Raw genomic sequence first — 26138 nt, forward strand, 5'->3', positions numbered from 1 at the left:
CCATTTGAACTATTATCGAGAGCGTGGTAGCCGTGGTGGTGGTTCTTCTCCAACCGTCCACGTTCGTCTTGGAACTCGGACTCCTGTTGACCGTCCTCGCGTGGGGTGGCCTTCTGGTCGTCGTCCTCCACGGCCGGTACGTCGTTGAGCGAATCGCTGCGGGCACGTACCAGAACACCCCGGCTGACGAGGCCGAGAAATCAGAACAGCATGAGCGATAGCGACTCACCGCTCGGCGGACTTGACGTTTCGGCGGACGGCGCGGACTTCGCCCGCGAACTTTCGCTGTTCGACATCATCGTCATCGGTATCGGCGCGATGATCGGCGGGAGCATCTTCGTCCTCACAGGACTCGCCGCAGGGGAATCCGGGCCAGCACTCGTCTTAGCATTCGCACTCAACGGCTTCATCACCATCTTCACCGGGATGGTGTACGCCGAACTCGGCAGTGCATTCCCGGAACCAGGCGGTGGCTATCTCTGGGTTAGGGAAGCCCTCGGTCGGTCACAGGCGTTCATTTCGGGATGGATGAGTTGGTTCGCCCACGCCGTCGCTGGCTCGCTATACATCCTCAGTTTCGGGTCGTTCGTCACACTCATTCTCACCGAATTCTTCCAAGCACCGACCTTTGGATTCTCGCTGGTCGATCTCCAGAAACTGTTCGCCGTCGCAGCGGCGGCCGTCTTTACATACATCAATTACCGCGGTGCGAAGGAGACGAGTCGCGCCGAGAACGTCGTCACGATGCTCCAGTTGTTCATCCTCGCTGTGTTCATCGTCGCCGGTCTCTGGACCATCGCTGGCCAGTCGAATACGACCGTTCGGTTCGAACCATTCTTGCCGAACGGCGTTGGCGGCGTCTTCCTCGCCATGGGACTGACGTTCATCGCATTCGAAGGCTACGAAATCATCGTCCAATCGGGGCGAGAGGTCGTCAATCCCCGCGAAAACATCCCAAAAGCAGTCTTCTACTCGATGTTCGTCGTCGTCACCATTTACATCCTCGTTGGTATCATCCTGCTCGGTGCCGTTGATGTGACGCCAGCGCTGCTCGAAACGGCCCGCCAGACCGATAGTATTGGCGGAAGCACGGTCGCAGACCTTCCAGCGAACCCGGCACTTTGGCAAGTCCTCGGTCACCTCGGCGAATTCGGCCTCGCACAGGCCGCCGGTCAACTCCTTCCGTACGGGACGCTCGTCATCTTACTCACGGGCATCCTCTCGGCGTTGGCCGCGCTCAACGCGACGACCTTTTCGAGTTCGCGTGTCGGCTACGCGCTCGGCAACGACCGCGTGTTTCCCGATCCCTTCAGTCGCATCCACCCCGACCACCAAACACCTCACATTTCAGTGCTCCTCAGTGGCACCCTCATCGCGGTGATGGCCGTCTCGCTTCCGTTGGCACAGGTCGCCGCCGCGACCGACCTCATGTTCCTCCTGTTGTTTCTCCAAGTGAATTACTCGATGATTCGACTTCGACGCGAGTACGGCGACCGACTCGAATACGGCTACATCTCGCCGTTCTTTCCCTACATCCCCATCGTGGGCATTCTGACAAAGTTATTTCTGGCGGTCTACTTCTTCAACTACAGCCCGCTCGCATGGTACATTGCCATCGCGTGGATTCTCGTCGGTTTCGGCGTGTTTCTCGTCTATTCCCGTGGCCGTATCCGCCGCACCGAGATTCGACGTGAGACCAGAGTCGTTTCCGAAGAGCGCCGCCCGACCGAGCGGCCCTATCAGGTTCTCGTACCCATCGTGAACCCCGAAAGTGCGAAACCGCTGGTCGAACTGGCGAGCGCGATTGCACGCCGCAACGACGGGGAGGTTCTCCTGACAAGCGTCGTAACGATTCCCGTTCAAACGCCGCTGGAAGACGGCCTGCAGTTCGTCGAGGACGAACCCCAAATGCTCGAAGACGCGATGCAGTACGCGCCGGACGACGTGCCGATACACCGGACAGTGACACTCGGTCGTGGCGTGGGTCGAAGCATCACGAACATCGCCTATCAGCGTGACAGTGAACTCATCTTGCTCGGCTGGCGCGGACGGCGTCGGCGCTCCTCGGAGTTCGCACTCGGCTCGACCATCGACACCGTCGTCGAGAACCCGCCGTGCGACGTCGCAGTTGCGAAACTCGCGCCAGCGACGGAGCCACGGGAGATTCTGGTTCCAATTACGCGTAGCTCCCATGCGGCGTTCGCCGCCGACGTCGCTACGTCGTTCGCCCGGTATTGGAACGCAAACGTAACGTTGCTCCACGTGGCCGAACCGGGGTCGAACGATTTCGAACCAGTCATGGCCGACCGACGAGAAGTAATCGCGGAGGAGGACGTCACCGTTTCGACCGCCTCCGTGACCGGGGATGACATTACTGACTCGATTCTGTCCTATGCTGCCGAGGAAGGGGTCGATACCATCGTCGTGGGCGCGGCACGAGAGGGAATACTGAGCCGAGTTCTCTTCGGGGATATTTCCGAACGAGTGGGCGAGCAGTTCGACGGCCGCGTCGTGATGGTGAAAAAACACTCGCCGATTCGCTCGTTGCTCCGACAGTGGGTTCAGAAGTGGCTCGGACGGCGACGATCCGAGGACTGATTGTCAGGGCTTTGAGCCCTCACGCCAGTCAAAGAATCCGTCGATGAGTTTGGCTTGCATCTGCTGTATTCCGTCGCTAGAAATCATCTGAATATTTTCTCCCAATTAAATTCCAATGTAACTTGCTTTCTCCATTCGGATGCTTCTCACGTGTTACATGATACACATATGGTCCATGAGGACATTCTACACAATTATCCCCACAGGGTTCCCGCTTTATTACTTCTGTATAACCAAGGTGTTCTGTGAGTTCGACAACCTCCTCGCCCGGTGCTGGCTCAATTTGATCCGTCGGCTCATGATAAAATTGGAGAAGTTCCTGAGCGTAAACGATCGTCTCCCTAAGGTCGTGGACACTCAGCTGCTGAAGTGCCGAAGCAATGTCGGCCGGGAAGTCGGTCGGAGGATTCGGCATGTTTCCAGAATCATTCATACGCACCCTTCGCTCCATGATGCCTTAGTTATCACACCGTTTCTCGGCGAGCGTGACCCCAATTCTAGATCATAAGCGGCAGTGGGATCCGGTGGGTCGCCACCTTTGGGGAAGCAGAATTTATGGATCAATCTTGCGTAGTTCTGCGTGTACAGACATGCAACCGAGGTTAATCGCCGAACTCACAGTACAAGATATCTGAGATAGAGAATGGGGAATGAACATTTTTGTAGTTTGGTATGAGAGTACTCTTCCTGGCCTGCTGGGCGGCCAGGCACCCTGGGTAGTTATTCTATTGTTCGCACTAATCACTCAGCTGGGTGATGTCTGGTTTCTTTTCCTCCTCAGCGGTGTTCTGTATGTCGGCGGTAAATACGTTCCATACGTGGGAATCGAACGACGTCGAGGGATGTTCATTATAGGACTTGTACTCACGTATGTCGCGCTTATTGGGATTCTAAAAGGTGTGTTGCTGCTCCCACGACCACCTGGAGCGAACGACCCGCCACCACTCCGATGGATTCCGTCGATATTTGCGAACCTGTTCATCATTATAACGACAGCTAAAGGACCAGGATTTCCGAGTGGGCATGCACTGGGGGCGACGATGGTCTGGGGTGGCCTGGCGCTCATCATCGACCGTGGATCGTACCGAGTGCGATTCGGGATCGCCGGAGTGGTCGTTGCACTTGTCTCACTGTCACGACTTGTCCTCGGCGTCCACTATTTCGTCGATGTCCTCGCTGGGATTCTCCTCGGGATAGTTGTCTTCGGGAGCCTCTACTGGCTGGCCGAGAATGGAACGCACCCGGAACGGGTACTACTTACTGCAGTTGTGATTGGGAGTGTCGGATTGCTCGTGAACCTGACGTTCGAAAGTGTGGTCGCCATTGGAGGGGCATTTGGCGGTTGGGTCGTCTGGCGAACTGTTACTGAAGTGATCCCAAACCAGCCATCAACTAGACGAGAAGTCATCGTTGCACTCTTCGTGGGTGTGATTGCCAATGGAATCTTTGGTGCAGTATACATCCTTGACATACCGTATCCCTTCACATTTCTCGGCACAGCTATCGCTGTCGGAACGGCTGTCGGGGCACCAATCATCGGTAAATGGCTGAGCTGAGGGTAAAACAGAGTAAACAGCATCCTAGAATCGGACAGGGCCAGTAGCCATAGCCCTCTCATCGAGAGAGAAAGAAGAATGCTACTTCGAAGATTCGTTAGCCGAACAGTGCCATCCGACCGAGGGCAATCGCGTCCTGGGTCGTCAATTCACCATCACCATTCGCATCCAGAGCGGCAACTTGCTCGTCAGAGAGTTCGAGATAGCTGTTCTCGTATGCCCACGCGACCTGACCAAGAGCAATCGCATCCTCGATGTCGAACTCATCGTCTCCGTTGACGTCTTCATACAGACAATCTCCATCGAGATCCTGTGGCGGACCAATCTTGAACAGGGTTCGTCCACTCTTCTTCGCCACCAATGGATTGGGGAAGAGATTGTCGCCATCTTCTCGCGGTAGCACTTCGTAGGGGCGCATCATCTCATGGTCTTCGTGCTCGAGGATGTGGCAGTGCCACGGGTACTCTCCAGTGAAGTCCTTGAACAGCCCTTTGAACTTCCCGAAGTGCGCGATGACCTGCGTCACATAGCCGGGATCAGCGTCGATGGTATCTTTCCATCCACGGTTGTTCGCCGCCGGTGGTTCAAGCTCTCCCGTGCAGTAGTCGCTAATCGGTCCAACACTGCCACTTTCTCGATCGGCGTTGTATTGATCGACGTTGAACGGCCGACGACCCAATACCTGGAACTGCACTAGATGCAGGTGGATCGGATGTGTGTCGACAGTCGTGTTGATCAGATCCCAGATTTCCGTCGTTCCGACCTTGGGATCTTCGGTGATGGGAGCATCCCAATTCAGCCCATTCGGGGATTCACGTGTGCCCAACAGGAGTTTGAGCCGATCATACTCGTCTACGCCTTCAACGAGGGGCAGTTCACGTTCCTCAACGGCGTTGTCTGGGTTGATTTCCGGGACGCGAGCGAGCCGTTTGGGTATGCAACTTTTGTCGCGCTTACAGCCCTTCTCCTGGACATCAAAGAGCATAATCTCCGGAAGTGGCTGCACGTCATCGGGATCCTCGCCAGCCACACCGCTGAACGGGGATGGCGCATTGTTATGCAGAAGCAGCGACTGGCCTTCATACTCGGAGAAGTCGATGATGATGTCAGCTCGGAACGCCGGTCCAAGGAGCAATCGGTCGCTGATCTCTACAGGTTTCTCGAGGAACCCGCCGTCGCTGCCAATTTGGGTCATCGTCGGACCAGGATCGCCGATCGTCTGCGTTTCCTCGTCGTACTGGAAGAGCTTGAGGTTGAAGAACCGGCTGTTCCCCCCAGCGAGCATGCGGAAGCGGTATTTGCGCGGTTTGACTGTGAGTCGCGGCCAGGCTTTCCCATTCACGACCGACGTGTCGCCGAAGAACTCGGGAACAACGCTCGGATCGGGGTTCGGCTCGCCCTCATCCTCGTCCGGTCCACTCGGGTAGAACAATGAGCCGTCGTCGTTGAACGTCCGATCCTGGAAAACGAGGGGAATCTCGTACTTTCCGTCCGGGAGGTCCAAGGCGCGTTCGTGCTTCCCACGAATGAAATAAAAGCCTGCAAGCCCCGCGTAGACGTTCAGTCGAGTAATCCCGAGCGCGTGGTCGTGATACCAGAGTGAGGTAGATGGCTGTTCGTTGGCATACCAGTATGTCTTTTTCTCGAACGTCGGCCCAACTTCCTCGAAGTTTTGTGTAAACCAGGCTTCAGGGCCACCGTCACTCTCGGGTTCAACGTTCGCACCGTGCAGGTGTGTGACCGTGCGCACATCCGGGACATCCGGACCAGTACCGTGGAGCGTCTCGTCGACCGGCAACAAGTGCTCCTCTGGAAGGTTGTTCTTCCACTTGACGTAGACATCTTCTCCTCGTTTGGTTTCGATCGTCGGGCCAGGATACTGCCCTTCGTAGCCCCATACAGTCGTGGGTGGCAGGTCGCGGTGGAGTTGTTGTTCCACCTGTCGCATGTCCACTTCGTAATAGGACTTCCCCTTCTTTCGGCCATCCGGTTTCAGGACGCTTGGACGTGGCACTTCGTCCACCCATTTTTCGAGTTCGGGTGAGGTTTGGTTTACGTCAGCGACTTGCGTCGGCACGTTCCCGATTGCGCCATTCGAGGCCTCCGAGAGCCCAGCCTTGCTAAGCAGGCCTGTGGCGCCGAGTGCGCCCATTCCGTGGAGGACTGAACGTCGGGAAGTTGTTCGATCGTTTGATTCAGCATCGTTTGCCGATTGTTCTTCATTTGCACCGGATTGGTTTCGCGACATTACAAGACGAGAATTGCGAGAAACCCCATTTGTTATACACTCCCTGACTAGCGCGAAATTATGGTAATGGCTAATTAAAATATAAGTTGGATCTACTCTTTGAAATGAAATTGTCAATCATTAAAATGCACCGAATATATGATGAGATAGGACACAAAGAAGTGAATGAACGGGGATGGATTCGAACCACCAGGGCCGTTTGGCCACCACCAAACAGAGAACCAATCCGGTGCAAGTCAGATTCAGATCTCGTATTTGGTGGTACTCATACCAGCGAGCAACCCGTTCGTGGTGATACTATGACTGAGAGACAAGCGGACAAGGTGTGAATGGGCAACCTGTTTGGGAAGTCTGTGGTTGGTGTTGCTTTTTCGATTTATACTGTGTCCTACATCTTGTTTTTCGATGTCGTCTCTATTTGTTATAGACTCCTTGGCTGGGTAATGAGGCAGATCACTGTCAGTATACTATTTAATCGATAATTGTTAGGTGGCTCTGCGTAGTGAGCGTTCACCGTTCGGCCACGACCATCAGTACTTGTTGCCGACATATGAACAAAAGGGAATGTACAGGTTAGTTCAGCGGTTTTCTGCGATCTACTTGCATACACGGCTAGCACGGAAAGCCACCCAGGTCGTCACAGTCGAACTCCTCAGGCTCAATTTCGTCTTCGTCGACCACTGTGGGGAAGGTATCGAGCATCCCGTTGTCGGTTGTGTTTTCAACTACAGCCATGTGCTTCGTCCAATTGTCGGGAGATGGATCCGGTGAGTCCCATCGTCGCTGCGATAGTCCTGGTACTTCTCGTGAACCGCGTGCCCGACGCGCTCGCCGGGTTTGTCGACGTATTCGCCCGCCTTCCGCTGGTTCGCCGCGGAAGTGCCGAGCGCAACCGAGGCGGCGTCGTTCGCGTGAGCGAGCATCTCTTTCGGGAGAATGAGCAAGGCGAAGACGAGGCCGCCAACAACGAGGGCGAACGTCTCCAGGATACCGAGCGCTCCTGACGTCCAGGGCAAGTCGGCGAGCAACCGAAGGACGAGTGTCTGAAAGAGCTTCGTGACGATCACGACCCCGAAGAGGTAGACGAACGTGTCGCCGATGCTCTTCAGGAACCCGGAGAAACACCGACACGCCCAGGCGAGCGGCCACAGGAACACGCACACATAGATGAGTGCACGCTCAAGGCCGAGGACGAGAATTCCGACCGCGATCGTCCCCGATTGCATCAATCCGAGGAGCGCACCGACACCAATCCCGACGCCCAGCTTCGCGAGTTTCGAGTTCGTCCGAATGAACTCAGCACCGTCAGGTGCGACGGACATCGCTGTTTCATTCGCGAGGTGGAGGATGAGCGGGGGAATGATCCACGTCGTTGCGACCATGAGAAACGCGATTCCGACACGCTTCCAGGCCTGGCGCTTCTCGTACGGGTCCGAGCGGTAGAACGACATGCCGAACCCGGCCATGAGCGCCACTGCAGCGAGGCCAGACGTCCACCGAGCGGCCGTATACACACCGGGCCACAGCCCATTTTGTGGATTGACCCACGTACTCGGTTTGTCTGCTTGCCCGGGCGCTGGCACTGCAGCGACGCTATCACGAACCGTATTCGCGATGCCCTTGCCGATGCCGAGGAAGATCCCGGCAATCGCTTTGAGCTGTCCCTTCGCCATGTCGACCGGGTTAATCGATGGGACAAGCCCACCGCCACCGCCGCCAAGGATGTCGTCGACAAGGCCCCCGCCGCCGTTCTTGCCATTCCCGCCGTTCGTCGAGTTGTTACCGCTCGTTGGTGGCGTCGTTGTCGTCGCGTTGGCTGGCGGGGACGTTTGCCCAGCACCCGGCATACCAATCCAGTGATGCTGCTCGGTGGTCGAATTGTTCGCCGCGACTGATTGGGCGCCGACGGGAGTGGCGAGTAGTACAACTACTGCGGCGAGACAGAGCACCGACAGCCAGCTGGTGTTACGATTCCATATCATGGTCAGGAAAGTGAGCCATGTGGCTCACATAATGTTCGAGAAATTCACGCACGAGAGCGTGCTCACACCCGCTTTATCGATCACGACCGCGAACAGCGGGAAGAACCAGGCGCCAAGGAACGTGATAATCGCCCCCTTGAGCGCTTCGCGGCCCTCTTTCTTTTTGTCCGATCGGGCGCTTCCCATCTTGTTGACGGCGATAGCTCCGCGGAACGCCGAGAGCAGAATCATCCCGAGCGTGATCATCCCGAACGCAAGCGTAATCACGGGACCGAGCCCCGATGAACACATCACGTCGCTTGCTTCGTTGGTCGCCTGTGCTGCGACCGGCACCGAAAACACAGACAAGAGGGCGATTGTGCTCACGCTCTTCCGAACGGAATGCGTGGAGAGAACATCACACGCTTCGTCGAGTGCGGATTTCCAAGAGCGATCGCTCTGTGGTGAGTAGCCTTTGAATTGTTGAAACCGGCTTGAGTTGGTTTTTTCATCCGAGTTCGGCTTTTGTTCAATCATCGTGTTCACTATGAGATCTAGATCTCTAGATAAATACTTTACGGACACAGTGGTTTGCTTTGTATTACCGAACATTGTTTGTGTGTCCGTAAATTACTAGTAGTCCGGAATAGGGCTGTTTTACATGCTCCTATACAAACCCAGTAGCATGGTCTCGCTCACAGATGTCGACAAAGAAATTCTCGAACTCCTTCGAGAAGGACGCGCCACGCAATCGTATATCGTCGATGAAACGGGTCGTTCGCGCCAATACATCCACAATCGTTTGGGTATCCTCGCTGCTGCTGGCTATCTTGAGAACATTCACGCGAAGACGGCATTGTATGAGTTAGTGGATGATCCGCTTGCGGACGAGGAGAATGGAGGATGAGGCCATGCAAATTCCACCGTTATCGATCAAGCCGCGAAACGAAACCGCACGGGAAGCAATGCGCCGACATTTCGCGATATTCATCGGCCTCCTGAAGGTCGTTCTCGTCGGCAGCATTATTCAGATCATCGTCCTCGCCTGTGCGTGGGCGCTTGGTCGTCATGTACTCCACTACTCCAGCACTGCCACTGGCTGGATGGTAATCCTCTCATGGTTCCTTGCCGCGTATTTCATCAAACTCTATGGGCGGAACATCTTCCCTGCGAACGCCGACCAGTTCACCCGGATCTGAAACGCAGAGCTCACGCGATTTTTTCGCCGTCGAGAAACACGTTCGTGAGCGTTGCGCCTCCGTTCCGAATGACCCGGGCTTTCGTCGCATGCCACCCGGGCGTGTTGATCACGAAGTCTTTGACCGTCGCCTGGTCGACGCCTTCGTCGACGACCAGTGCCTTCATTGGTGTGTTCTTGATCGTCACCTCCACATTTTGGATCACTGCTTTCTCAACACCGTGCAACGCTGTGAGCGACCATCCGGTCGGCTTCTTCTGGACAATTTTCGTATTCGAGACCGTACACGTGCCATCGTCGATGTGAATCGGGCGCTGCTCGTAGTAGAACTCCCCGCCAAACGAGCGATCGGTCACAACTACACAGTTGTGGATTCGTGAGTTATCGCCGCCAATTCGGATATTCGACGCCTGGCTGTTCGCCGCAATACAGTTGATCACTTCGACCGTCCCGTTGCCCGTTCCAGGATGCCCACCAATCACGTAAATACCGTTATCCGGCCACCCACCGAACAGTGAGTTCTCGACACGGAGATATCCTTGCGCCTTCGGATGCATCGTGATTCCCGACGTCGCCCATGAACGGCCCGCGTACGGGCCGCCGTCGTACGTGTCCCGGGTGTTAATCGTCTTCTGGTAGGTGAGGCCACCAAAGCGAAAATCAACGTTACTTACGCGGGCTCGGGCGTTCTCCGTTGCTGGGTGGACTCGAAGTGGTCCCTGACAGCCGAGCGAATGGAGGCCAACCTGGCGAAGCGAGCGAATGTCTGATGTTCCCGCTGTATGGTGGTTCAACACCTGCATTCCTTGGTTATCCCCGCGCCAATCGAGGGTAAACCCGCCGAACAGGAACTTCCCCCGATGCGGATTGTCTGGAATCCCGATTTTGAAGTGCTGGGCAGGACCGTGGAACTCACCCGCCGAGACATCGAAGCCTTTGATTGCATCCACTTTCCCGTGGACGAGCGTCGCGTTCTGCCCGATAATGCCGAGGTTACGAAGCCCGACGCGCCGAACCTGTCTGTTCATTTTGTAGCGTCCGGGTGGGAAATAGAGGAGCGTATCATTCCCGATCTCGCGCTGGATGACGGGCGAAGCGTCCTCATCACCAGTCGGGTCCGCGCCTGCCTTCGCCATGTTCACCACATTGCGGAACTCGCCACGCCATGGTGTGGGATCGATTGATCCGAAATTACCATTCGTTGCGTTCGTGCTGTTGTTTGTCGGGCCTGTAGACGGAGCACTTCCGCCACTTGCGCCTGTTGGGAGGAGACAGCCCGATAGTGCTGTCGCTCCAACACTTGCGCCTGTCGCGAGAAATGCCCGTCAGCTGTGCGATTCGCGGTTACCTGTGTCAACGGTTGGAGGTGGTGTCATAGGGGGAATCACTCGTGGTTCAGTGCAGGCGTTGTTCCTAGGATATGTTATTTAACCCATATAGATAAGTTTTTCGTGGGATATTTAGTTTATACATATTGGTGTTTAGAAATGAGTCAAAAAGAGTACAAAATGCACTTAGACCGAACGACTAGCTATCGAGTGGTACTGGGAACGAGATCCCAGACTTTCTCCGTCGCGACATACTCGCTATCTTGTTCTTCGATGTATCCTTCTGCAAGAGCCTCAGCTATCGAATCATCGATATCGCCATCAAAGCGACCATGCTGGGTTGCAATCACATCAATGTGGTCGCGATCAATTGTCGCACGGTTTTGCCCGCCCGTATTATGTTCGATAATCCGAGCGACGATTGCAGCATTCTCGCTCATATCAAGTGGTAGTGCCCGAACGGCGTTAAATCGGTGGGCGATAGTAGTTAGTAGTGCATACTAACCCACTAATGACTGCTTGCAGGCGCATACTCTCGATCGACGCGATCACCACGTCGATGGGAGAGAGCACGATTATGACTCGTGGTGCGCATCTGTTGCTCCTCGTACGGTTGCCTCAACTGCCTCAATACCAGCCTCATGGAGCACATTGTCGACAACAATTGTATCAGCGACACTTGCCATCTCGCAGGCCGACTCGTAGTCGTGAATTCCGCCACCATAGAAAAGCTGTGCTGATGAAAGTGCATCGCGTGCGGCAGCCACGATAGCTGAATTTCCGAGGGTGCCGGAATACTCGAGATAGACGATCTGCTGACCGAGGATCTGTTCGGCGAGTTCAGCATAGGCAACGACGTCATCGACATCAAGGTCACAGCCCGCTTGCGTATAGGTCGCGACTGACGACTCCGAATTTAAAACAATGTACGCTACGGTATGCGTCAGTTCCCAGTCGATCGTCTCTGTCGAGCGTACCCACTCATGGTGAGCCCCTGTTACCCACGTTCTGTCACCGGCATTCAGGACAATTGGAATCAGATACCCGGTAAGAGTATCATGATGAAACTTGGTTGGGTGGTAGGTTGGTTCGACAAAGACGGGAATCTCGACGGAGACGAGTGCATCGAGGATTGACCGAACGCTGGACTCTGTGACGTTCGTGGTACCACCAAGAATGATTGCATCTGTTCCTGTGCTCGCGATGCCAGCGTAGGAATCCCTATTGTGGAGTGTTTTGGCTGGATCGATCTTCTTGACGTGATCCCACTGCTCCCACACGCCCGTCATAGTTCACTGTAGTGCCATCACACGCAAACCGTTTTCTCTCCGCTATACTCAAATTATTCGCGAATAACGCCCTCAATATTCCTAGTTCAGTTAAATATTTATTAGTTAATATTTTGTCTATTTCACATAGTAAATTATTTAAATTCATACTTGATAGTGTGGGTTGGTATGGTAAGGAAAGCCACTGGCGTTTCGCGACGAAATGTACTCAAACTCACCGGCGGTTCACTGGCAATGGCTGGAACGACCGGTCTCGCCTCCGCGGCCCCGACCGATAAGGTGGAAGTCAACATCGGGTTCAAAAGCCAACGTGGTCGCAACGCGGCGCTCAGCGCCGCGAATGATGTCGTTCGTGATTTCAACTCAATCAATGCGGTGACAATTCGAATCCCAAAGAAAGCAGTCTCAGGGCTTCAAAACAACCCGAACGTACGCTACGTCGAGGAAAACGGTCGGATGCACGCGCTCGCTCAAACCCTCCCATGGGGCATCAACCGTGTTGATGCAGAAACCGCTCATTCAAATGGTGACACCGGAACAGGAGCGGACATCGCGATCCTTGACACGGGTATCGATGCCGACCACCCGGATCTCGAAGCCAACCTCGGCTCAGGCAAAGCGTTCGTCAGTTGTCGGGGTGGAAGCTGTGTTACCTCGTGGGACGACGACAATGATCACGGTACCCACTGTGCTGGTATCGCGGATGCCGTGGACAACAACCAAGGCATCGTTGGTGTCTCTACGGACGCAACGCTCCACGCGGTCAAAGTTCTCGACAAGCGCGGCAGCGGATCGTTCTCCGACATCGCCGCCGGTGTCGAGTACGTCGCCGAGCAGGGCTGGGACGTCGGTAGCATGAGCCTTGGCGCATCGTCGGGGTCCGCCACACTCCGCGATGCCTGTCAGTATGCCGTGGATAACGGTGTCTTCCTCGTGGCCGCGGCGGGTAACTCGGGTCCGTGTTCGGATTGCGTTGGCTATCCTGCGGCCTATCCTGAAGTCATGGCTGTCAGTTCAGCGAATGACAGTGACGGTCTCTCGTCGTTCTCTTCGACCGGTTCGGAAGTCGAGATCGCTGCCCCTGGTTCGAGCATTTACTCGACAATCCCTGGTGGCTACGACACGTTCTCGGGCACCTCGATGGCCTGCCCACACGTCGCCGGTGCTGCAGGGCAGCTGATGGCCAACGGCGCTTCGAATACACAGGCTCGTGATACGTTGAAGAACTCGGCAGAAGACATCGGTCTCTCGGAGAACGAGTCTGGTGCTGGGTTCCTTGACGTTGCAGCCGCACTCGGATACGACTCCAGCGATAACTAGCCCCAAGCTTACTATCTTTATTCTCCCTTATCGGGTACTCCAACTAAGCATTGCTCCACTTAGCATCCTTTGTAGTTCTACAACTTTACAAACACACCCAATTGAAGAATCGAGGTTAGTTCTCCTGACGACAACTAACTCCCAGATCCCTCACTTGTCACTGATTTCTTTGGTTTCGATGTGACTTAGAAGACTCACAATACCCAAACGACGCTGATCGGACTGTTCGTAGCCACCAGTATTCGAGGTTGTATACGCCCGTCTCCGTTTGAGACTACTGGAGTAGGAGAAATCGTCGTTCAAACGGTGCTGGCAGATTGAGCGGACGAAATCTGCTTCCCAGAGGGCGTAGTGATAGCTGTTTCCACTTCTGCTTACGGATTTAGGCGGTAGAGGATCCGCTTCATGCTGAATAGTCGTGTTAGGATGTGGCAAATCGCACTTGGTAACCTCGTTTACGATATCACGTCGAAGGCCATGAGACACTCCGCGCTACTAGTAATAACCGAAACATACCAGATACGAAGACGATAGATAACGGGCTTTTTCGGACGCTGCGTTACTCTTTAGCGGCATATACTTTTTTGATAGGAATGGCCATCATGGCCGTGGCTCCGGACAATCAGTCCCCACTTGATGGATTCGCTGATGTTGTTGTTACCCAGTGGGACTCTTTTGTACCGCTATCGAAGTGCTCTTGCTCCCCGAATCTCTCTTCATTGAACTCTGGATCGCTGCTATCGGTGTAAACTTCCTCGCCTCAGTTCTCGTCGGAACGACAGCGGCTTGATCTCGAACCCGGCGGCATATCAATAGTTATAGGATTTCTGATAATTGCTGTCATCCTCATTGTTACGTTCCTGCTGGTCGATGTCGCGTTGGCGTAGAATATTTCCACACGCGATAGTATGATTTTCCGTCAGTTGACTTCGCTCCCAGGTGTGTAATCGTTAGAAGTCACGTAGATACCAATCGCATAATTATGTTTGAAAGTATTAACAATAGGTTCTACCCCCAGCGAGTTGTACCCTGAAGAGGGGAAAAGGGAATGAGTTACTCACTTCCAGAGGAGTGGTTTATCAAGGATACACGAGTGAATGCAGCGGTTGCATGGATTTTCGCCGTCATTTTCGTTGCGATCGCCATCGTGAGTTTCTTGCAGATACTGTTCGTTGAGATGGTGATGGCTGCTCTTGCAGCCTTCGTCGCCATCTCACCCGCTGTTGTCTACCGGTCGTGGACGCGGACCGTGCCCTGGCCACTGTTGCTCGTTGCGTCACTTCCGCTCCTAGTTAGAACGGTTCAGCCGACAACGTTCAGCGAACTCGTGACCGGCGTGAGTGTTGCGACTCTTGCGATGCTCATCGTCGTCGCACTTGAACTGACGTCGGCGGTTCGAATGACGCCACGGTTCGCGGTGGTTTTCACCGTTATTGCAACACTCGCGACCGCTGGATTCTGGGCTGTGGGGTCGGCGGTTTCGGCGGCGTATCTCGGCACAGAGTTCATCAAGACGAACGACGAACTCATGGTGATTTTCACCGAAATGCTCGTTGCAGGAGTACTTACTGGACTCCTCTTCCGGTGGTATTTCCGCCGTCGACTCGCCGCAAACGTTGAACAACCACCAGAGGTGACGGCATGAGTTTTCGCACCCGTGTCCATGTCTCAGGTCGCCGGGAAGGACAACTGGTTCGATTCCTTCAACTGGCAATGGCTGGCATCCTAGTCATCGGCCTATTGCGCGGAAACAGCGGTATCGCGGTCAACGCTGGTGTCGGCCTGCTCGTTACGTTCCTCCCTGCACTGTTGGAACGCAATTACCACATCACGATGAGTGTCGGCATTGTGCTCTGGATCACGGTCGCGATGTTCCTGCACGCGTTCGGGACGTTATCGTTGCCTGCACTGGGGTTCCTGAGCCCGTACCAGTCGACGTGGTGGTGGGATCACATGACCCACGCGCTCTCGTCATCGCTGGTCGCTGGAGCGGCGTACGCAGTGACGCGAGCGCTCGAGGAGCACACAGAGTACGTTGAGATGCCACCGAAGTTCATGTTCGTCTATATGTTGCTCTTCGTCATGGCGTTCGGCGTTATCTGGGAGCTCATTGAATTCTATATCGGTGTTGTGTCGACTCTCATCGGCGGCGAGAAGATTCTCACCCAGTATGGACTGGACGATACAATTCTCGACCTGATCTACAATTCAATCGGTGGATTGCTCGTTGCGATTCTTGGCACAGCATACCTGACTGATCTCGCTGACCAACTTCGGATGCGAATGGAATCCACAGATCAATAACAGTTAGTGCGAGGAGAAGCGTTCCCAATGATCTTCGGTGTGCTATTTTCTTGGTTCGTCCATCGGTCTACCGCAGTAGCCTACCGACGGTGGCCAGTAGGTATCGGGGTTATACATTATTGGATATACCGCCAGAATAGTGCTCGTCGGCATACTCTCGGTTCGTCACTCACCGTGAACGTCCAAGATCGCGACCGTCGGGGTGGCTTTCTTCGATCACCCCGTGAGGTTGTTGATCGTGATAGCGATGAAAAACAGGAGGACAACCTCGTTGATGATCCAGGAGTTCGTTTCCATCCAGTCACGCGCTTTCGGCAGGGACGCCTCTGCCCGGTCACCAAATGCGAGCAAGATTAGTGATGGGATCGCCAGAATCAAGAGTGTAAGTCCGATAAACGGGAGGGCATCTGTCCAGGGTGCCTCTTGCGCCGCGAGATATGAACCGACGGCGGCGGACGTGAGGAGATCACTCGGGAAAAATCCCATCAGGAGGAATCCAAGCCTGAACGAGAACCGTGGGTTTGCCGATGTGAGCTTCGCCATCCATTTTGGCGGCTCTGTCTCCCCTCTCGTCCGGAAGACGTTTACCATCGCCACCAGGAGCAGGACGAGAATGATACCATAGAGTGTATTGTTCGTTGTGCCTTGTCCAAGTGCGATATCACCAGCGAAGTAGACGAGAGTCACGACCAGGGAGATCGAGATTGCGGCACCGAGGACGTATGCGGCGGAGTTCTGTCGCCAGTTTTCACTCGTCGCGAGGAAGATGGCGCTGAGAATCTGTGGCCCCGCGACCATCACAAACGCCAGTGGAAGAACATCGAGAAAGCTCATAGTGATCTCTCTACCTACTCCCCAAATTTTGTGATGGGCAGCTCATCACGAATCGAATTGTGGCGGTCATTTCGCAGTCTCCGTATCTCTACGTCATACACGACGATAATTGGACGCTTTCTCACTACTCCTCATGCCGTCGCAGTGGTGGTCAATGAATAGTACAAAAAATGATAGATTGTTCATAGAAATCTTGCTCTTCCGTGTCCCTCCAACCTACAATTATCGGGAAAATACAGTCATTACCTGTGCTTTGACAAATAAACAAAGGGATTTATTATTGTCCTGTAGTCGAATGAAAGAAATATCCTTGGCGGCGAGAGCACGTGGTAGGCAATACTTACGTCCAATTATGGTAGGGACAGTTCACAAATGCCACCTCGTGTTTGAGCCGTGCTTGAATGGGAGAATCGGGAAAACTGCGCCGATCCCCATTGCAGGGAATCACCCCGAGTGACTGAGCTCGCCGCGTTCTTCGATCAGTAAATCAACGATTTTCTTGGACAATCCGATCAAGACGGAACCGACAAAGAGACCGAGGAACCCGAAGACGGCCACACCACCGAAGATGCCTAAGATGAGGAGTCCAGAGTTGAGGCGCGCACCGCGTTGCATCGCAAGTGGTCTAATGAAGTTGTCCGACCCGCTAATGGCGAGGGAACCGTACACGAGTAGTCCCAGCGCTTCTGGAATGCTGCCAACGAAGAGGAGATAAACCACGGCCGGAATCCAGACGAATGAGGCCCCAATCACTGAGAGTAGCGACAGGACGAACGTGACCACGCCCCAGAAGACGAGGTTGTCGAATCCGATGACGAGGAACCCAAGGACTGTCAGTATCGCCTGCACGCCGGCAACGATGACGTTGCCGACTACTGCGGCCCACAGGAGGTCGTCAGTGCGTGCGATCAGTTTGGTCGTCACGTCTGGGTCAAACGGAGCGGCTGTTCGAACCCAGGTGACGAACTGCTCTCAATACGAACGACGAGTGGGATAGCACCGTGAATACTCTCACTTCAGTACGACGAACTGAAACATCCCGGCTTTTCACTCCTGACCACCGTCGGTTGCTTCGCCGCCCTCCATCGCGTCGTCACGGCTCTCATCCGTTTCTTGGGTTGCTGTTGGCCCGATCTCAATGTCAGACATGGGTTCCTCACCACGAAATTGGGGGACAGCGACTTGGAGGAACTGAACGACAATGACCATCAGGAGCGGGCCAAGAAAGATGCCGTACCACCCGAACAGGCTTGGGCCGAGCAGATAGGCAAACATGACGAGCGAGAGGTGGAACATCTTCCCGGAGAGGTACGGTCGGATGTAGGTTCGGACAACATTATCGAACGCTAGTGCCATGAACAGGAAGAAGACAATCGGATACCAGATGAACGTCGGGTTACTTTGGATCGCCCCGACCGCGAGAATCGCGGCGATAGCGAAATAAATGATGGATCGACCAACTATCGGCACGAGTGTGAAGATGCCCGTGATGACCGCCAGCAGTATGGTTGCGGGGATGAGGAGATTTCCCGGTGCGAATAGATTGAACACGTTGTAGATGATAGCGGTTAGAATCATGATGGCGAAGATGGTCAGCGTGTACCCAAAATACACGGAGGTCAGACCCTCATCGACTGCTTCGAGATAGCTGATGGACAGCGCGTCATCTCCGAGCACATACTTTCTCCCCCATCGTGCGAGACGCCGATCCTCACTCAGCAGGAAGAACGCGAACAACACCGAGAGAAACATCATGGAGAGACTGGCTGCGGCACCGCCAACAATAGCCTGCACTTCGGCGATCACCGATTGCACTGATGGATTTTGGAGCGTTGTCGTTACTGCGTTGACCAACTGATCGGGATCGTTCGGTATCGTCCCGACGTCGACCGGTGATTGTTCGAGGAATCGTGCCGCCATGCCAGAGCTCGCGAAGGCGGCGAGTTGTCCAATCGCAACTGCGAGAAACACGCCCAAGAAAATCACAACTGGCACGACGATGAGGAGCAGTGAGACCGCAGGAGAGAGCCTCCCAATTCGAGTTCGAAGCCGTCGGTTGATTGGACGAGCGACATAATAAATGAACAATCCGAGAACGACCCATGGTAGAAACGTGAACACGACGGCAGCAACGATGCTGAACACTAATAGACCAGCAATCCACCACTTTAGATCTGGTCGCACGATACGGATTCGCGTCGCTTCCGGATTCTCCCCTTCCCCCACCATATGCTACCATACACCATTGAGAGGGTTAGCGTTGTCGTTGGGAATGGAGATATGGTCTTGGGGCGGAAGAATTATCGCAAGGAGAGTGGCGATAGAGGGGCTGAATTCAGGAAATAAAAATTCAGATATTATGTCGGTAACCAGTTAGTAGTCGATATTTCTAATTCTATCTCTGCGCTCGCCTCACTCGACCGGCTGGGCCTCGGGGAACTGATAGCTCCTGTTGCGAATTGGCTCGCGCGGTTGATAGAGCGATTTGACATCAGTATTATCTGCACTGAACAACCTAGACGCTCGACCCCGACGAGGAATGACCACTTGAGAGAACAACGTTGAGACAGGCACCTAGGAGGATGAGCAGACCAACGAAGTAGAGCCAGAGAATGAAAATGATGAATGTACCGAACACCCCGAACACGGAGACATTCGAGAAGTACTGCGTGTAGACTCCAAACCCGAACTCAAGAACAATCCACCCGCTGGCTGTGAGAACCGTCCCTGGAAGGGCATCCCAAACCCGATGTGCTATTGGGGGAAGGAGATAATACAGTGGGAACAACATGAGACAGAGGAAAATGAACTGTTCAAGCCTCCCTATTTCGCCAAATAAAGGCAATTGTGCCCGAAACATTGCAGCAGGAAGCGAGACAGCGAGCTGAATTACGACCGAAATGATCAGCGCGACGATGACGATGCCCCCGTTTCGGATCGAAGTGATTGGGCTGCCTTCGAATGGGACATCGTATATCTGTGAAAACGCGAACACTAGACTCCGGAAGATCTTCAGGCCGCTCCAGAACAGGAGACCGATACCGAGGAGTGAGGCCTCTGAATGAGCCGCCGGGTAGATGAGCGCATCTCGGACAAGTTCCTGACCATCCGAAGTGAGAATTCCGGTGAGTGCCACCTGTTGGAGTACAGTCCGGGCCAGTTCTTCGCCCGCAATCGTGGAGACAACCAGAAAGATCAACAGTAATAGCGGGAGTATCGAGACGAAGGTGTAGTATGCGAAGCTAGCGGCCAAGAAACCAAGCTCGTTCTCACGGATGAGCGCGATGAACTGCCAAGTGGTACTTTCTACGTCCATGCTAGTTCTGATTTGTCCTCTTGCATCTGTGGACCATGACAGAGCGACTTATCAACGGTACAACCGTACCTGTCGGATAGATAATGTGGTACATCGTCATTCGCCTTAATTCTGCTAGCGGGCTGCCCATCCCTGATTAGGGTTGAGCGGCAAGTGGTTCGCAGACAGATACCACATCGGAAAGTGATTTCGCTCTCTCAATCAATATTATTTACCATTATATCGGTATCGACATCAGTTATCACTAGCACAATTAACTCTCGTAACAGTGTTTCCGCAGCGGCACCCTATCGCTGGTCGTCACTGGCCCGCTCTGGATTGGGTTCCCGGCCACCGCCCACAGTGCAGTGGGCGTCCTGTTCGGCCTAAATTTGCTCGCTATAGGTCTCTCGATGTTCATACTCGGAATGGCAAATCGGCGAGTCGCACGAGAAGAGATGCCAGTGGAGGAAAGAAGCCAGGAAGCCTAATGACATAGTGAGGTAGTCGAACGCGGGTATCGCTTGATACGTGTACTCGCCGCCAAGGGTATTTCTTTCGTGCACCTGTAGGATGATTAGTTAGTCATTTTAGTCATGCGCTCTCTCAACGCTAATATCTACCCCCTCCCCCTAACCCACATATGTGAAATATCGTGATCTCCCCGCGAAACTCTCGATCTCGCCAATAGTATTCTTATCCACCATAGAATCTTCTCGCCGAATGGATCGAGTGAGCAGTAAATCCGTACCACGGATTGCGCATGGATCGATTCGGGGGTCCCGGGGGATGTCCACTTCCGCTTACAGAATTATGGAGCAGCTAATGAACATTTATCGGTTATAGAAGAATATCCAGACTTCTGCCGCTAATTTCAGTTGATTTCAAACGGCATCGTTAAGCCAGAGAGATACTTCCTTCATATTTTGAGGCTTAGTTCACATTCAACAATTATCGTAAAATGTTGATGTATTTCTCGAACAATTGTACCGTTAGATCCAGTATCTCCGCCACTCCACGCATTTTCTCACCCGTCGGTATCCAGTTATCAGGTTCCAAATATCCACTTATCCCTACAACAGGCTTATAATATTCTCGGAGGCGTAGCAAATAGCGAAAGTCCTCCCCTTGCTCCCAGTTCGATTCTGCACGATTATCAGAAGCACTATCACTGCATAATTACGCCGATTCGCTCGAATTGAGTGGTGTGAACGACCAGTTGGAGATTAAAGCAGTATTGAACTCGCTTTGCTTGTCTTTGTAACCCTCAGTGGTTTCCAATTCACTCTATAAATCGACAATTTTCCATTGGAAAGAGAAGCACCTAGTGACTCATTTTCATCTTCAACGCTTATCTAAACAACGACCAATAAAGAAAAATATATAATATTTTTTATAATAGTACCACGTATTATCCGCATGCGTCTCATCCAGTTGCTCATTCCGGAGGGTGACCGAGAAGATATTCTCGCGGTACTCGATGAAGAAGAGATTGATTACGCCGTCTGGAAGGAGACTGGCCGTGGGGATTTCGAAGCGCTGGTCTCCTTTCCGGTACCCGCCTCTGGTGTCGAACCCGTCCTCGATAAGCTGCATGCGGTAGGCATCAAGGAAAATTCCTATACCATCGTCATGCCGACAGAGACAGTCGTCTCTGAGCGTATCGGGGCACTAAAAGATCGATACCGGGGGTACCGTATCTCGCGTGATGAACTTGTTGCACATGCCGAGGATCTCGCTCCCGCGTCCTCAACATTTTTCATTTTCCTCGTGGTGAGCACGCTCATCGCCACGACGGGGTTACTCCTTGATTCGGCGGCAACCATCATCGGGGCAATGGTCATTGCGCCGCTGATGGGACCGGCCATCTCGGCCAGTGTTGGAGCGGTTCTCGCGGACACCGACATGACATCGCGTGGTGTGACACTTCAGGTGACCGGCCTGCTCGCCGCAGTCGTGACGGCCGCCGTCCTCGGCCTGCTGTTGAAAGAGACCGTCCTCTTACCGCCGGTCGACATCCGAACGATTCCACAAGTCCTCGAACGAACGTCTCCGAATTTCCTCGCGCTCTTCCTGGCACTCGGATCGGGTATTGCCGGTGCTGTAAGCATCATCAGGGGAGCTGGGTCGTCACTCATTGGGGTCGCCATCGCAGTGGCACTCATCCCGCCTGCCGCTACCGCAGGTCTCGGCCTCGCGTGGGGATATCCCGACGTCGTTATCACTGCTGGCATCCTCGTACTGGTGAACCTGCTCGCTATCAACCTCTCGGCACTCATTTTATTGTGGGCTGCCGGCTACCGCCCCGAGAAAGGAGAGCATGCGACACAGGCACTCCGAGCAGTCCGCATCCGAATCGCGACCATCGTTCTTGGTCTCGTTCTGCTGTCAGTCGTCCTCGGCGCCGTCACCTGGGCATCCTTCGAAGTCGGAACCGTTGAGACCGGTGCAAACACAGAGGTTGAAGCGATGGTCGACAGTGGTCAATTCGGTGAGCTGGAGTTCGAGACGGTCACCGTCGACTACGATGTCAACGACGTTCTCTTTGGCAACCCAGCTGATGTGACTGTCGTCGTGGCGCACGGGCCAAACGCGCAGATGCCACCCGACATAGCACAACGTATTGACGACCGTCTGACGAGAACAACGGGAGAAGACGTCGTCATCGACGTCGAATTCGTGCGAGGACAGAGTTCAGCCTGACCTGAAGTACGTCTATACTCTCCCTGATTGCGGTTATCTACTGCACTGCGTTCTGTAAGCACATGGCCGCTATCGAACATGCGACCGACGACAGCACGTGGGACGCTTTCCTCTCGGAAACGACGAAGACGCTGCTGAGTCAGACGATTGCGACTGTTTCGGCCTTAGGACTTCCCGTGCTGGAAGTTCTTGAAAACTGCACGCAACGCACTGCCGAACAGTCCCTTGCTCCAGTTCTTCTATCAACAAAAAATTAATAAATATTTTCAGATATTATCGATCAGTGACCCCTCGTGGAGAGAGCCGATAAAGTAACCAACGATACCTCCGAAACACCGACAGCCCTGCTCGACCGTACGAAAATACACGCAGTGGGCGTCGCTGCTGAGCACTTCCCAAATCTACCGGTCTCACAGGTGTATTGCAATGTATTATAAGAAGGCCAACTGTGGTATGATTTCGCCGCGATAGTTCGGAAAACAGCACGTCGGGAGGTAGATGTTGATGGCACCAATTCTAAGTCGAGCATATCAAATCCTTAGCTCTTCTACTGAGGCACCGCTTTTAATCCATCATACCCAAATCGTTACTATTGTAAAGAACAACTAATTTCTTATCTCACCGATTATTTAAACTGAGTAGAAGTGAGAATGACTGCACCAGAGATCTCAATTGTTACTGCAGCATACAACTCAGCAAATTACATCAAGCGGACTCTTGAAAGCGTTCAGCAGCAGACCATCAATAAATCCCGCATCGAACATATCGTGGTAGATGATGGCTCTACTGACCGAACAGCAGAAATTGTCGAATCATTCGGTGCGTCGTATGTGCACCTCGTCAAAAACGAGCAAAATAGTGGGGATGGGACAGTCTCCTGCAACCAAGGGATTGAGCAAGCAGAAGGAGAGTACATAGTTATACTCGATTCTGATGATGAATTTCTCCCGTCATTGGTGGAGCGGGAAGTTAATATTCTCGCTACTCACAACCGACATCGATTTCGTTTACCCTGACTACTACGAGCAATTTCCAGACGGAAGTCGGGAGACCGTTCGGACTGGCGATGATATCATGAATACGGTCAAGGTCGGCATGATGCATCGAGCAGACCACCTCCGACGATTCAATCTCTATGACCCAGAGATGATATTCGCAGAGTATGACCTTCTCCTCCAATATCTCAACGCTGGTCTGACTGGATATTATATCCCAGATCCGCTTTTCGTCTATCATCGACGAAGAGACAGCCAAACTGGCGATAGTGCACGAGTCAAAGCTGGCAAAGAAGAACTCAAAGACAAGCACGGCGAGGACACTGAGATCCGCGGCTATCAGATTTAAAGGCTAAAACCAGGTCTCAGAGTTGTTCTTCGAACAAAACATCGGAGAACCCCATCACAGATCATTCAAATCTTTCTGAGCAGTGGACTTTGCAAATCTCATTCTGCAGTCATCGATGCACTGCGAGTAGCAATCGCAACTTCTGCACAAGCCCCGGAAGATGAGATTACACAGGTTATAGACACCCCAAAGTGCACGAATTTAGCCGATTAACCATCTGCGGACGCTTCAAACAGAGCCTCAGAACTCGGTTCTAATTACTATTCCAACCTTTCACGGAATAGCGATGGTTCGGACCAAAGCTACCGCTGACCACTCGTGTTCACTGCCTCGGAACACGATTCCTAACTGATGCCAGTCCATTTTATAGCACGTGGAGTAAGATGGCAACCATGTCAGAAGTATTGTTGGCTCGTGCTCGAATTTGCCCCGGGAAGATAGACCGACTTCGAGCGTGGTTTGAGGAGTTGCACGAACGTGAGTCCGACGTTATTGAGACCCTTCAACATGAGGGGGTATACCCCGAAACAGCATTCATCCAGTCGCTTGACCACGCAGCATACCTCTATCTATATATGGAGGCCGAAGACCTCAAAGAGGCGGATGAGGCCGGGGATAACGAAGAATACGATAATGACGAGAAACATCACGAGCTTCTTCGGGAAACGCTAACTGGCGAATGGGAGGAACTCGAAACGGTTGGTCACTTCACAAACCCTTTCCTACGGTAATCATCAGACGTTGCTGCTTAGTTCGAAGTTCTACATAACAATCATTTCGTTGTAAGATGACTATGTAGAACGTGGACAGACCTACCAATATGCATTGAGCGCACCAGTCACAATTTCTGGCTTGGAGTAGCGATGGAGAATTATGCCCGTTAGGACAATTTGAGCACCAATAGACAAGCCAGTGACCATATTTTAAAGAAGCGACCATCCGAATCGGATAGCGAATGGAACCGCTTACGATCCGAATCGAAGACGAACGGGCCGAGAACATCCGAAAGGAGGCTGTAAAACGGGAAATTTCGATAAACAAAGTCGTCAGAGAGAAACTGATCGAAGCGGAATCCGCATCGGAACCGAATCGATCCGAATCTGACAATAAAAACGGACTTCTTGAGCAAATGCGGGAGGAACGGGAGGAACATCTTCGACGTGCTGAAAGGTTAGAAGGAAAGCTAGAGAGCAAACAAGAGCTAATCGATGAAAAAGACGAGCGGATCGAAGAAATCCAAGCTGACAAACAAACCCTGAATGCACGTCTCTCCGAAGCGCAGAAAGCACAGAAGTACGCGAACAAGGCACGGGAGGAAACTGCATTGCGACCCGCAGAATCCGCTGATACCGACTCCAGCGGCCTGTTGGCACGGATCCTTGGCCGATAACTATCCACTGGTTCCATTCGACTATCTCGCAGTCGCTGTCCAAACCATTGCCTTCTACAGAAGATGAACATCGAATTGGTAGCGAAGTTGTCTATGGGGGTTGGGTACGGTCAATTATGACGTTGTAATAAGGGGGTTGTCCCGGCCAACCCCCCTCGTTTCGCAGAAACAGGCGCACTCCACAGTAGCCGTACAACCGTTACCACCGTGTTTCACCGGAACGCGGTGTGAATTTCTTGTGGTGGAGCCGCCACAGACGGGGTTCCCGGAACCCCCGTGATTACAACGGTATAATCCGCTCATTTGTGGTTAGTTCCCTCCCGCGTTAGCTTCGTGGGCACGCATCCACCCGGCCAGATCAGGATGGGCGAACGAGATTTCAATGTGATGCCCACCGACACCCATCGCATCGTCAACTGACAACGTTCGTGATGTTTTGTAGATCACACCGGGCACCCGTTCGGCCATCTCCTTCATGCGTGATTCAGTTGTCGGTTTGATCAGACTCGGAGTTCGTGCTTGGCTGAGTGATACTTGGTATCACCCGACGGCTTGGATCCCGTCGCTCAAGCACTGTAGTGACGAGTCGGACGACGATGTAGGGCCCAACGACTGAAAGGATTGATATACCAGCGAGGGCTACGATCATTGCCGCAAGGACGGGAGCAGTGCTTACCATGAACCAAACACTATGAGCACAGGTAGTCCAAGCAGGATCACAACAACTGGGTGTATCTGGTCATGATGGCTAGGGGTGACCGGCTGGTAGT

The 26138-nt window shown here is 53.4% G+C and carries 26 protein-coding genes; 14 read left to right on the forward strand and 12 right to left on the reverse strand.

Features of this window, described 5'->3' with window-relative positions; genetic code table 11:
- Nucleotides 1-23: 23 nt before the first annotated feature.
- Together LIX15_RS27260 and LIX15_RS27265 are read left to right on the forward strand one after the other, a co-directional pair.
- A complete protein-coding gene (locus tag LIX15_RS27260) occupies nucleotides 24-221 on the forward strand; it encodes a hypothetical protein (RefSeq protein WP_227778371.1) in 198 nt (65 codons plus the stop codon).
- Nucleotides 211-2598: an amino acid permease gene (locus tag LIX15_RS27265; protein ID WP_227778372.1), complete on the forward strand. Its 2388-nt coding sequence runs from the start codon at nucleotides 211-213 to the stop codon at nucleotides 2596-2598. Before LIX15_RS27260 ends, LIX15_RS27265 begins: the two co-directional genes overlap by 11 nt.
- 76 nt (nucleotides 2599-2674) lie before the next feature.
- Here the strand turns inward: LIX15_RS27265 and LIX15_RS27270 are convergent, their stop codons facing one another.
- Nucleotides 2675-3031 carry a hypothetical protein gene (locus LIX15_RS27270; RefSeq protein ID WP_227778373.1) on the reverse strand — a complete coding sequence of 119 codons (357 nt, stop codon included), beginning with the start codon at nucleotides 3029-3031 and terminating at the stop codon, nucleotides 2675-2677.
- Between the two features lie 409 nt (nucleotides 3032-3440).
- Here LIX15_RS27270 and LIX15_RS27275 point away from each other — a divergent pair, with 409 nt between their 5' ends.
- Entirely contained in the window at nucleotides 3441-4154 is a 714-nt protein-coding gene (locus LIX15_RS27275) for a phosphatase PAP2 family protein (RefSeq protein WP_227778374.1), read from the forward strand.
- A 97-nt stretch (nucleotides 4155-4251) separates the two neighbouring features.
- Here the strand turns inward: LIX15_RS27275 and LIX15_RS27280 are convergent, their stop codons facing one another.
- The 4 genes from LIX15_RS27280 to LIX15_RS27290 form a co-directional block, all read right to left on the reverse strand.
- Nucleotides 4252-6402 (reverse strand): multicopper oxidase domain-containing protein, encoded by a 2151-nt coding sequence (locus tag LIX15_RS27280; protein ID WP_227778375.1) that lies wholly within the window; start codon nucleotides 6400-6402, stop codon nucleotides 4252-4254.
- Between the two features lie 612 nt (nucleotides 6403-7014).
- Nucleotides 7015-7137, reverse strand: a complete 123-nt coding sequence (locus tag LIX15_RS33035; protein ID WP_265338462.1) for a hypothetical protein — start codon at nucleotides 7135-7137, stop codon at nucleotides 7015-7017.
- Nucleotides 7128-8384: a TrbL/VirB6 family protein gene (locus tag LIX15_RS27285; RefSeq protein WP_227778376.1), complete on the reverse strand. Its 1257-nt coding sequence runs from the start codon at nucleotides 8382-8384 to the stop codon at nucleotides 7128-7130. Before LIX15_RS27285 ends, LIX15_RS33035 begins: the two co-directional genes overlap by 10 nt.
- 24 nt (nucleotides 8385-8408) lie before the next feature.
- On the reverse strand, nucleotides 8409-8750 hold the full coding sequence (locus LIX15_RS27290) for a hypothetical protein (protein ID WP_227778377.1): 342 nt from the start codon (nucleotides 8748-8750) through the stop codon (nucleotides 8409-8411).
- A 298-nt stretch (nucleotides 8751-9048) separates the two neighbouring features.
- On the opposite strand from LIX15_RS27290, the gene LIX15_RS27295 reads away from it, so the two are divergent.
- Complete coding sequence (locus tag LIX15_RS27295) at nucleotides 9049-9270, forward strand: helix-turn-helix transcriptional regulator (protein WP_227778378.1); 222 nt, start codon at nucleotides 9049-9051, stop codon at nucleotides 9268-9270.
- Nucleotides 9271-9274: 4 nt separating this feature from the next.
- Nucleotides 9275-9562 (forward strand): hypothetical protein, encoded by a 288-nt coding sequence (locus LIX15_RS27300; protein WP_227778379.1) that lies wholly within the window; start codon nucleotides 9275-9277, stop codon nucleotides 9560-9562.
- 10 nt (nucleotides 9563-9572) lie between these two features.
- On the opposite strand, the gene LIX15_RS27305 is transcribed toward LIX15_RS27300, so the two are convergent.
- From LIX15_RS27305 to LIX15_RS27315, 3 genes are all read right to left on the reverse strand, one after another.
- Nucleotides 9573-10697 carry a hypothetical protein gene (locus LIX15_RS27305; protein WP_227778380.1) on the reverse strand — a complete coding sequence of 375 codons (1125 nt, stop codon included), beginning with the start codon at nucleotides 10695-10697 and terminating at the stop codon, nucleotides 9573-9575.
- 395 nt (nucleotides 10698-11092) lie between these two features.
- The gene (locus tag LIX15_RS27310; protein ID WP_227778381.1) at nucleotides 11093-11329 is read right to left on the reverse strand and encodes a hypothetical protein; all 237 of its coding nucleotides are present in this window, start codon (nucleotides 11327-11329) and stop codon (nucleotides 11093-11095) included.
- A 135-nt stretch (nucleotides 11330-11464) separates the two neighbouring features.
- Nucleotides 11465-12178, reverse strand: a complete 714-nt coding sequence (locus LIX15_RS27315; RefSeq protein ID WP_227778382.1) for a phosphoglycerol geranylgeranyltransferase — start codon at nucleotides 12176-12178, stop codon at nucleotides 11465-11467.
- A 168-nt stretch (nucleotides 12179-12346) separates the two neighbouring features.
- Here LIX15_RS27315 and LIX15_RS27320 point away from each other — a divergent pair, with 168 nt between their 5' ends.
- The 3 genes from LIX15_RS27320 to LIX15_RS27330 all read left to right on the forward strand — a co-directional run bounded on the left by LIX15_RS27320 (nucleotide 12347) and on the right by LIX15_RS27330 (nucleotide 15802).
- Nucleotides 12347-13498 carry a S8 family peptidase gene (locus LIX15_RS27320; protein ID WP_390185071.1) on the forward strand — a complete coding sequence of 384 codons (1152 nt, stop codon included), beginning with the start codon at nucleotides 12347-12349 and terminating at the stop codon, nucleotides 13496-13498.
- 1048 nt (nucleotides 13499-14546) lie between these two features.
- Nucleotides 14547-15143 (forward strand): hypothetical protein, encoded by a 597-nt coding sequence (locus tag LIX15_RS27325; protein ID WP_227778383.1) that lies wholly within the window; start codon nucleotides 14547-14549, stop codon nucleotides 15141-15143.
- Nucleotides 15140-15802, forward strand: coding sequence for a DUF2238 domain-containing protein (locus LIX15_RS27330; RefSeq protein ID WP_227778384.1), 663 nt, complete (start codon nucleotides 15140-15142; stop codon nucleotides 15800-15802). Before LIX15_RS27325 ends, LIX15_RS27330 begins: the two co-directional genes overlap by 4 nt.
- Nucleotides 15803-16018: 216 nt before the next feature.
- Here the strand turns inward: LIX15_RS27330 and LIX15_RS27335 are convergent, their stop codons facing one another.
- The 4 genes from LIX15_RS27335 to LIX15_RS27350 all read right to left on the reverse strand — a co-directional run bounded on the left by LIX15_RS27335 (nucleotide 16019) and on the right by LIX15_RS27350 (nucleotide 19952).
- Entirely contained in the window at nucleotides 16019-16636 is a 618-nt protein-coding gene (locus tag LIX15_RS27335; RefSeq protein WP_227778385.1) for a GAP family protein, read from the reverse strand.
- Nucleotides 16637-17080: 444 nt separating this feature from the next.
- Nucleotides 17081-17560, reverse strand: a complete 480-nt coding sequence (locus tag LIX15_RS27340; protein WP_227778386.1) for an AI-2E family transporter — start codon at nucleotides 17558-17560, stop codon at nucleotides 17081-17083.
- Between the two features lie 123 nt (nucleotides 17561-17683).
- The gene (locus tag LIX15_RS27345) at nucleotides 17684-18865 is read right to left on the reverse strand and encodes an AI-2E family transporter (protein ID WP_227778387.1); all 1182 of its coding nucleotides are present in this window, start codon (nucleotides 18863-18865) and stop codon (nucleotides 17684-17686) included.
- 286 nt (nucleotides 18866-19151) lie between these two features.
- Nucleotides 19152-19952: a YihY/virulence factor BrkB family protein gene (locus tag LIX15_RS27350; protein ID WP_227778388.1), complete on the reverse strand. Its 801-nt coding sequence runs from the start codon at nucleotides 19950-19952 to the stop codon at nucleotides 19152-19154.
- A 1398-nt stretch (nucleotides 19953-21350) separates the two neighbouring features.
- On the opposite strand from LIX15_RS27350, the gene LIX15_RS27355 reads away from it, so the two are divergent.
- From LIX15_RS27355 to LIX15_RS27380, 6 genes are all read left to right on the forward strand, one after another.
- Complete coding sequence (locus tag LIX15_RS27355) at nucleotides 21351-22634, forward strand: TIGR00341 family protein (protein WP_227778389.1); 1284 nt, start codon at nucleotides 21351-21353, stop codon at nucleotides 22632-22634.
- A gap of 62 nt (nucleotides 22635-22696) precedes the next feature.
- Nucleotides 22697-22891, forward strand: a complete 195-nt coding sequence (locus tag LIX15_RS27360) for a hypothetical protein (protein ID WP_227778390.1) — start codon at nucleotides 22697-22699, stop codon at nucleotides 22889-22891.
- Between the two features lie 393 nt (nucleotides 22892-23284).
- On the forward strand, nucleotides 23285-23650 hold the full coding sequence (locus tag LIX15_RS27365; protein ID WP_227778391.1) for a glycosyltransferase family 2 protein: 366 nt from the start codon (nucleotides 23285-23287) through the stop codon (nucleotides 23648-23650).
- A 58-nt stretch (nucleotides 23651-23708) separates the two neighbouring features.
- A complete protein-coding gene (locus LIX15_RS27370) occupies nucleotides 23709-23978 on the forward strand; it encodes a hypothetical protein (protein ID WP_227778392.1) in 270 nt (89 codons plus the stop codon).
- Nucleotides 23979-24361: 383 nt separating this feature from the next.
- On the forward strand, nucleotides 24362-24709 hold the full coding sequence (locus LIX15_RS27375) for a DUF6176 family protein (RefSeq protein ID WP_227778393.1): 348 nt from the start codon (nucleotides 24362-24364) through the stop codon (nucleotides 24707-24709).
- A 224-nt stretch (nucleotides 24710-24933) separates the two neighbouring features.
- Complete coding sequence (locus tag LIX15_RS27380; protein WP_227778394.1) at nucleotides 24934-25368, forward strand: hypothetical protein; 435 nt, start codon at nucleotides 24934-24936, stop codon at nucleotides 25366-25368.
- Nucleotides 25369-26138: the final 770 nt, after the last annotated feature.

It is taken from the genome of Haladaptatus pallidirubidus, from assembly GCF_020700235.1.
Taxonomy (GTDB): Archaea; Halobacteriota; Halobacteria; order Halobacteriales; family Haladaptataceae; genus Haladaptatus; species Haladaptatus pallidirubidus.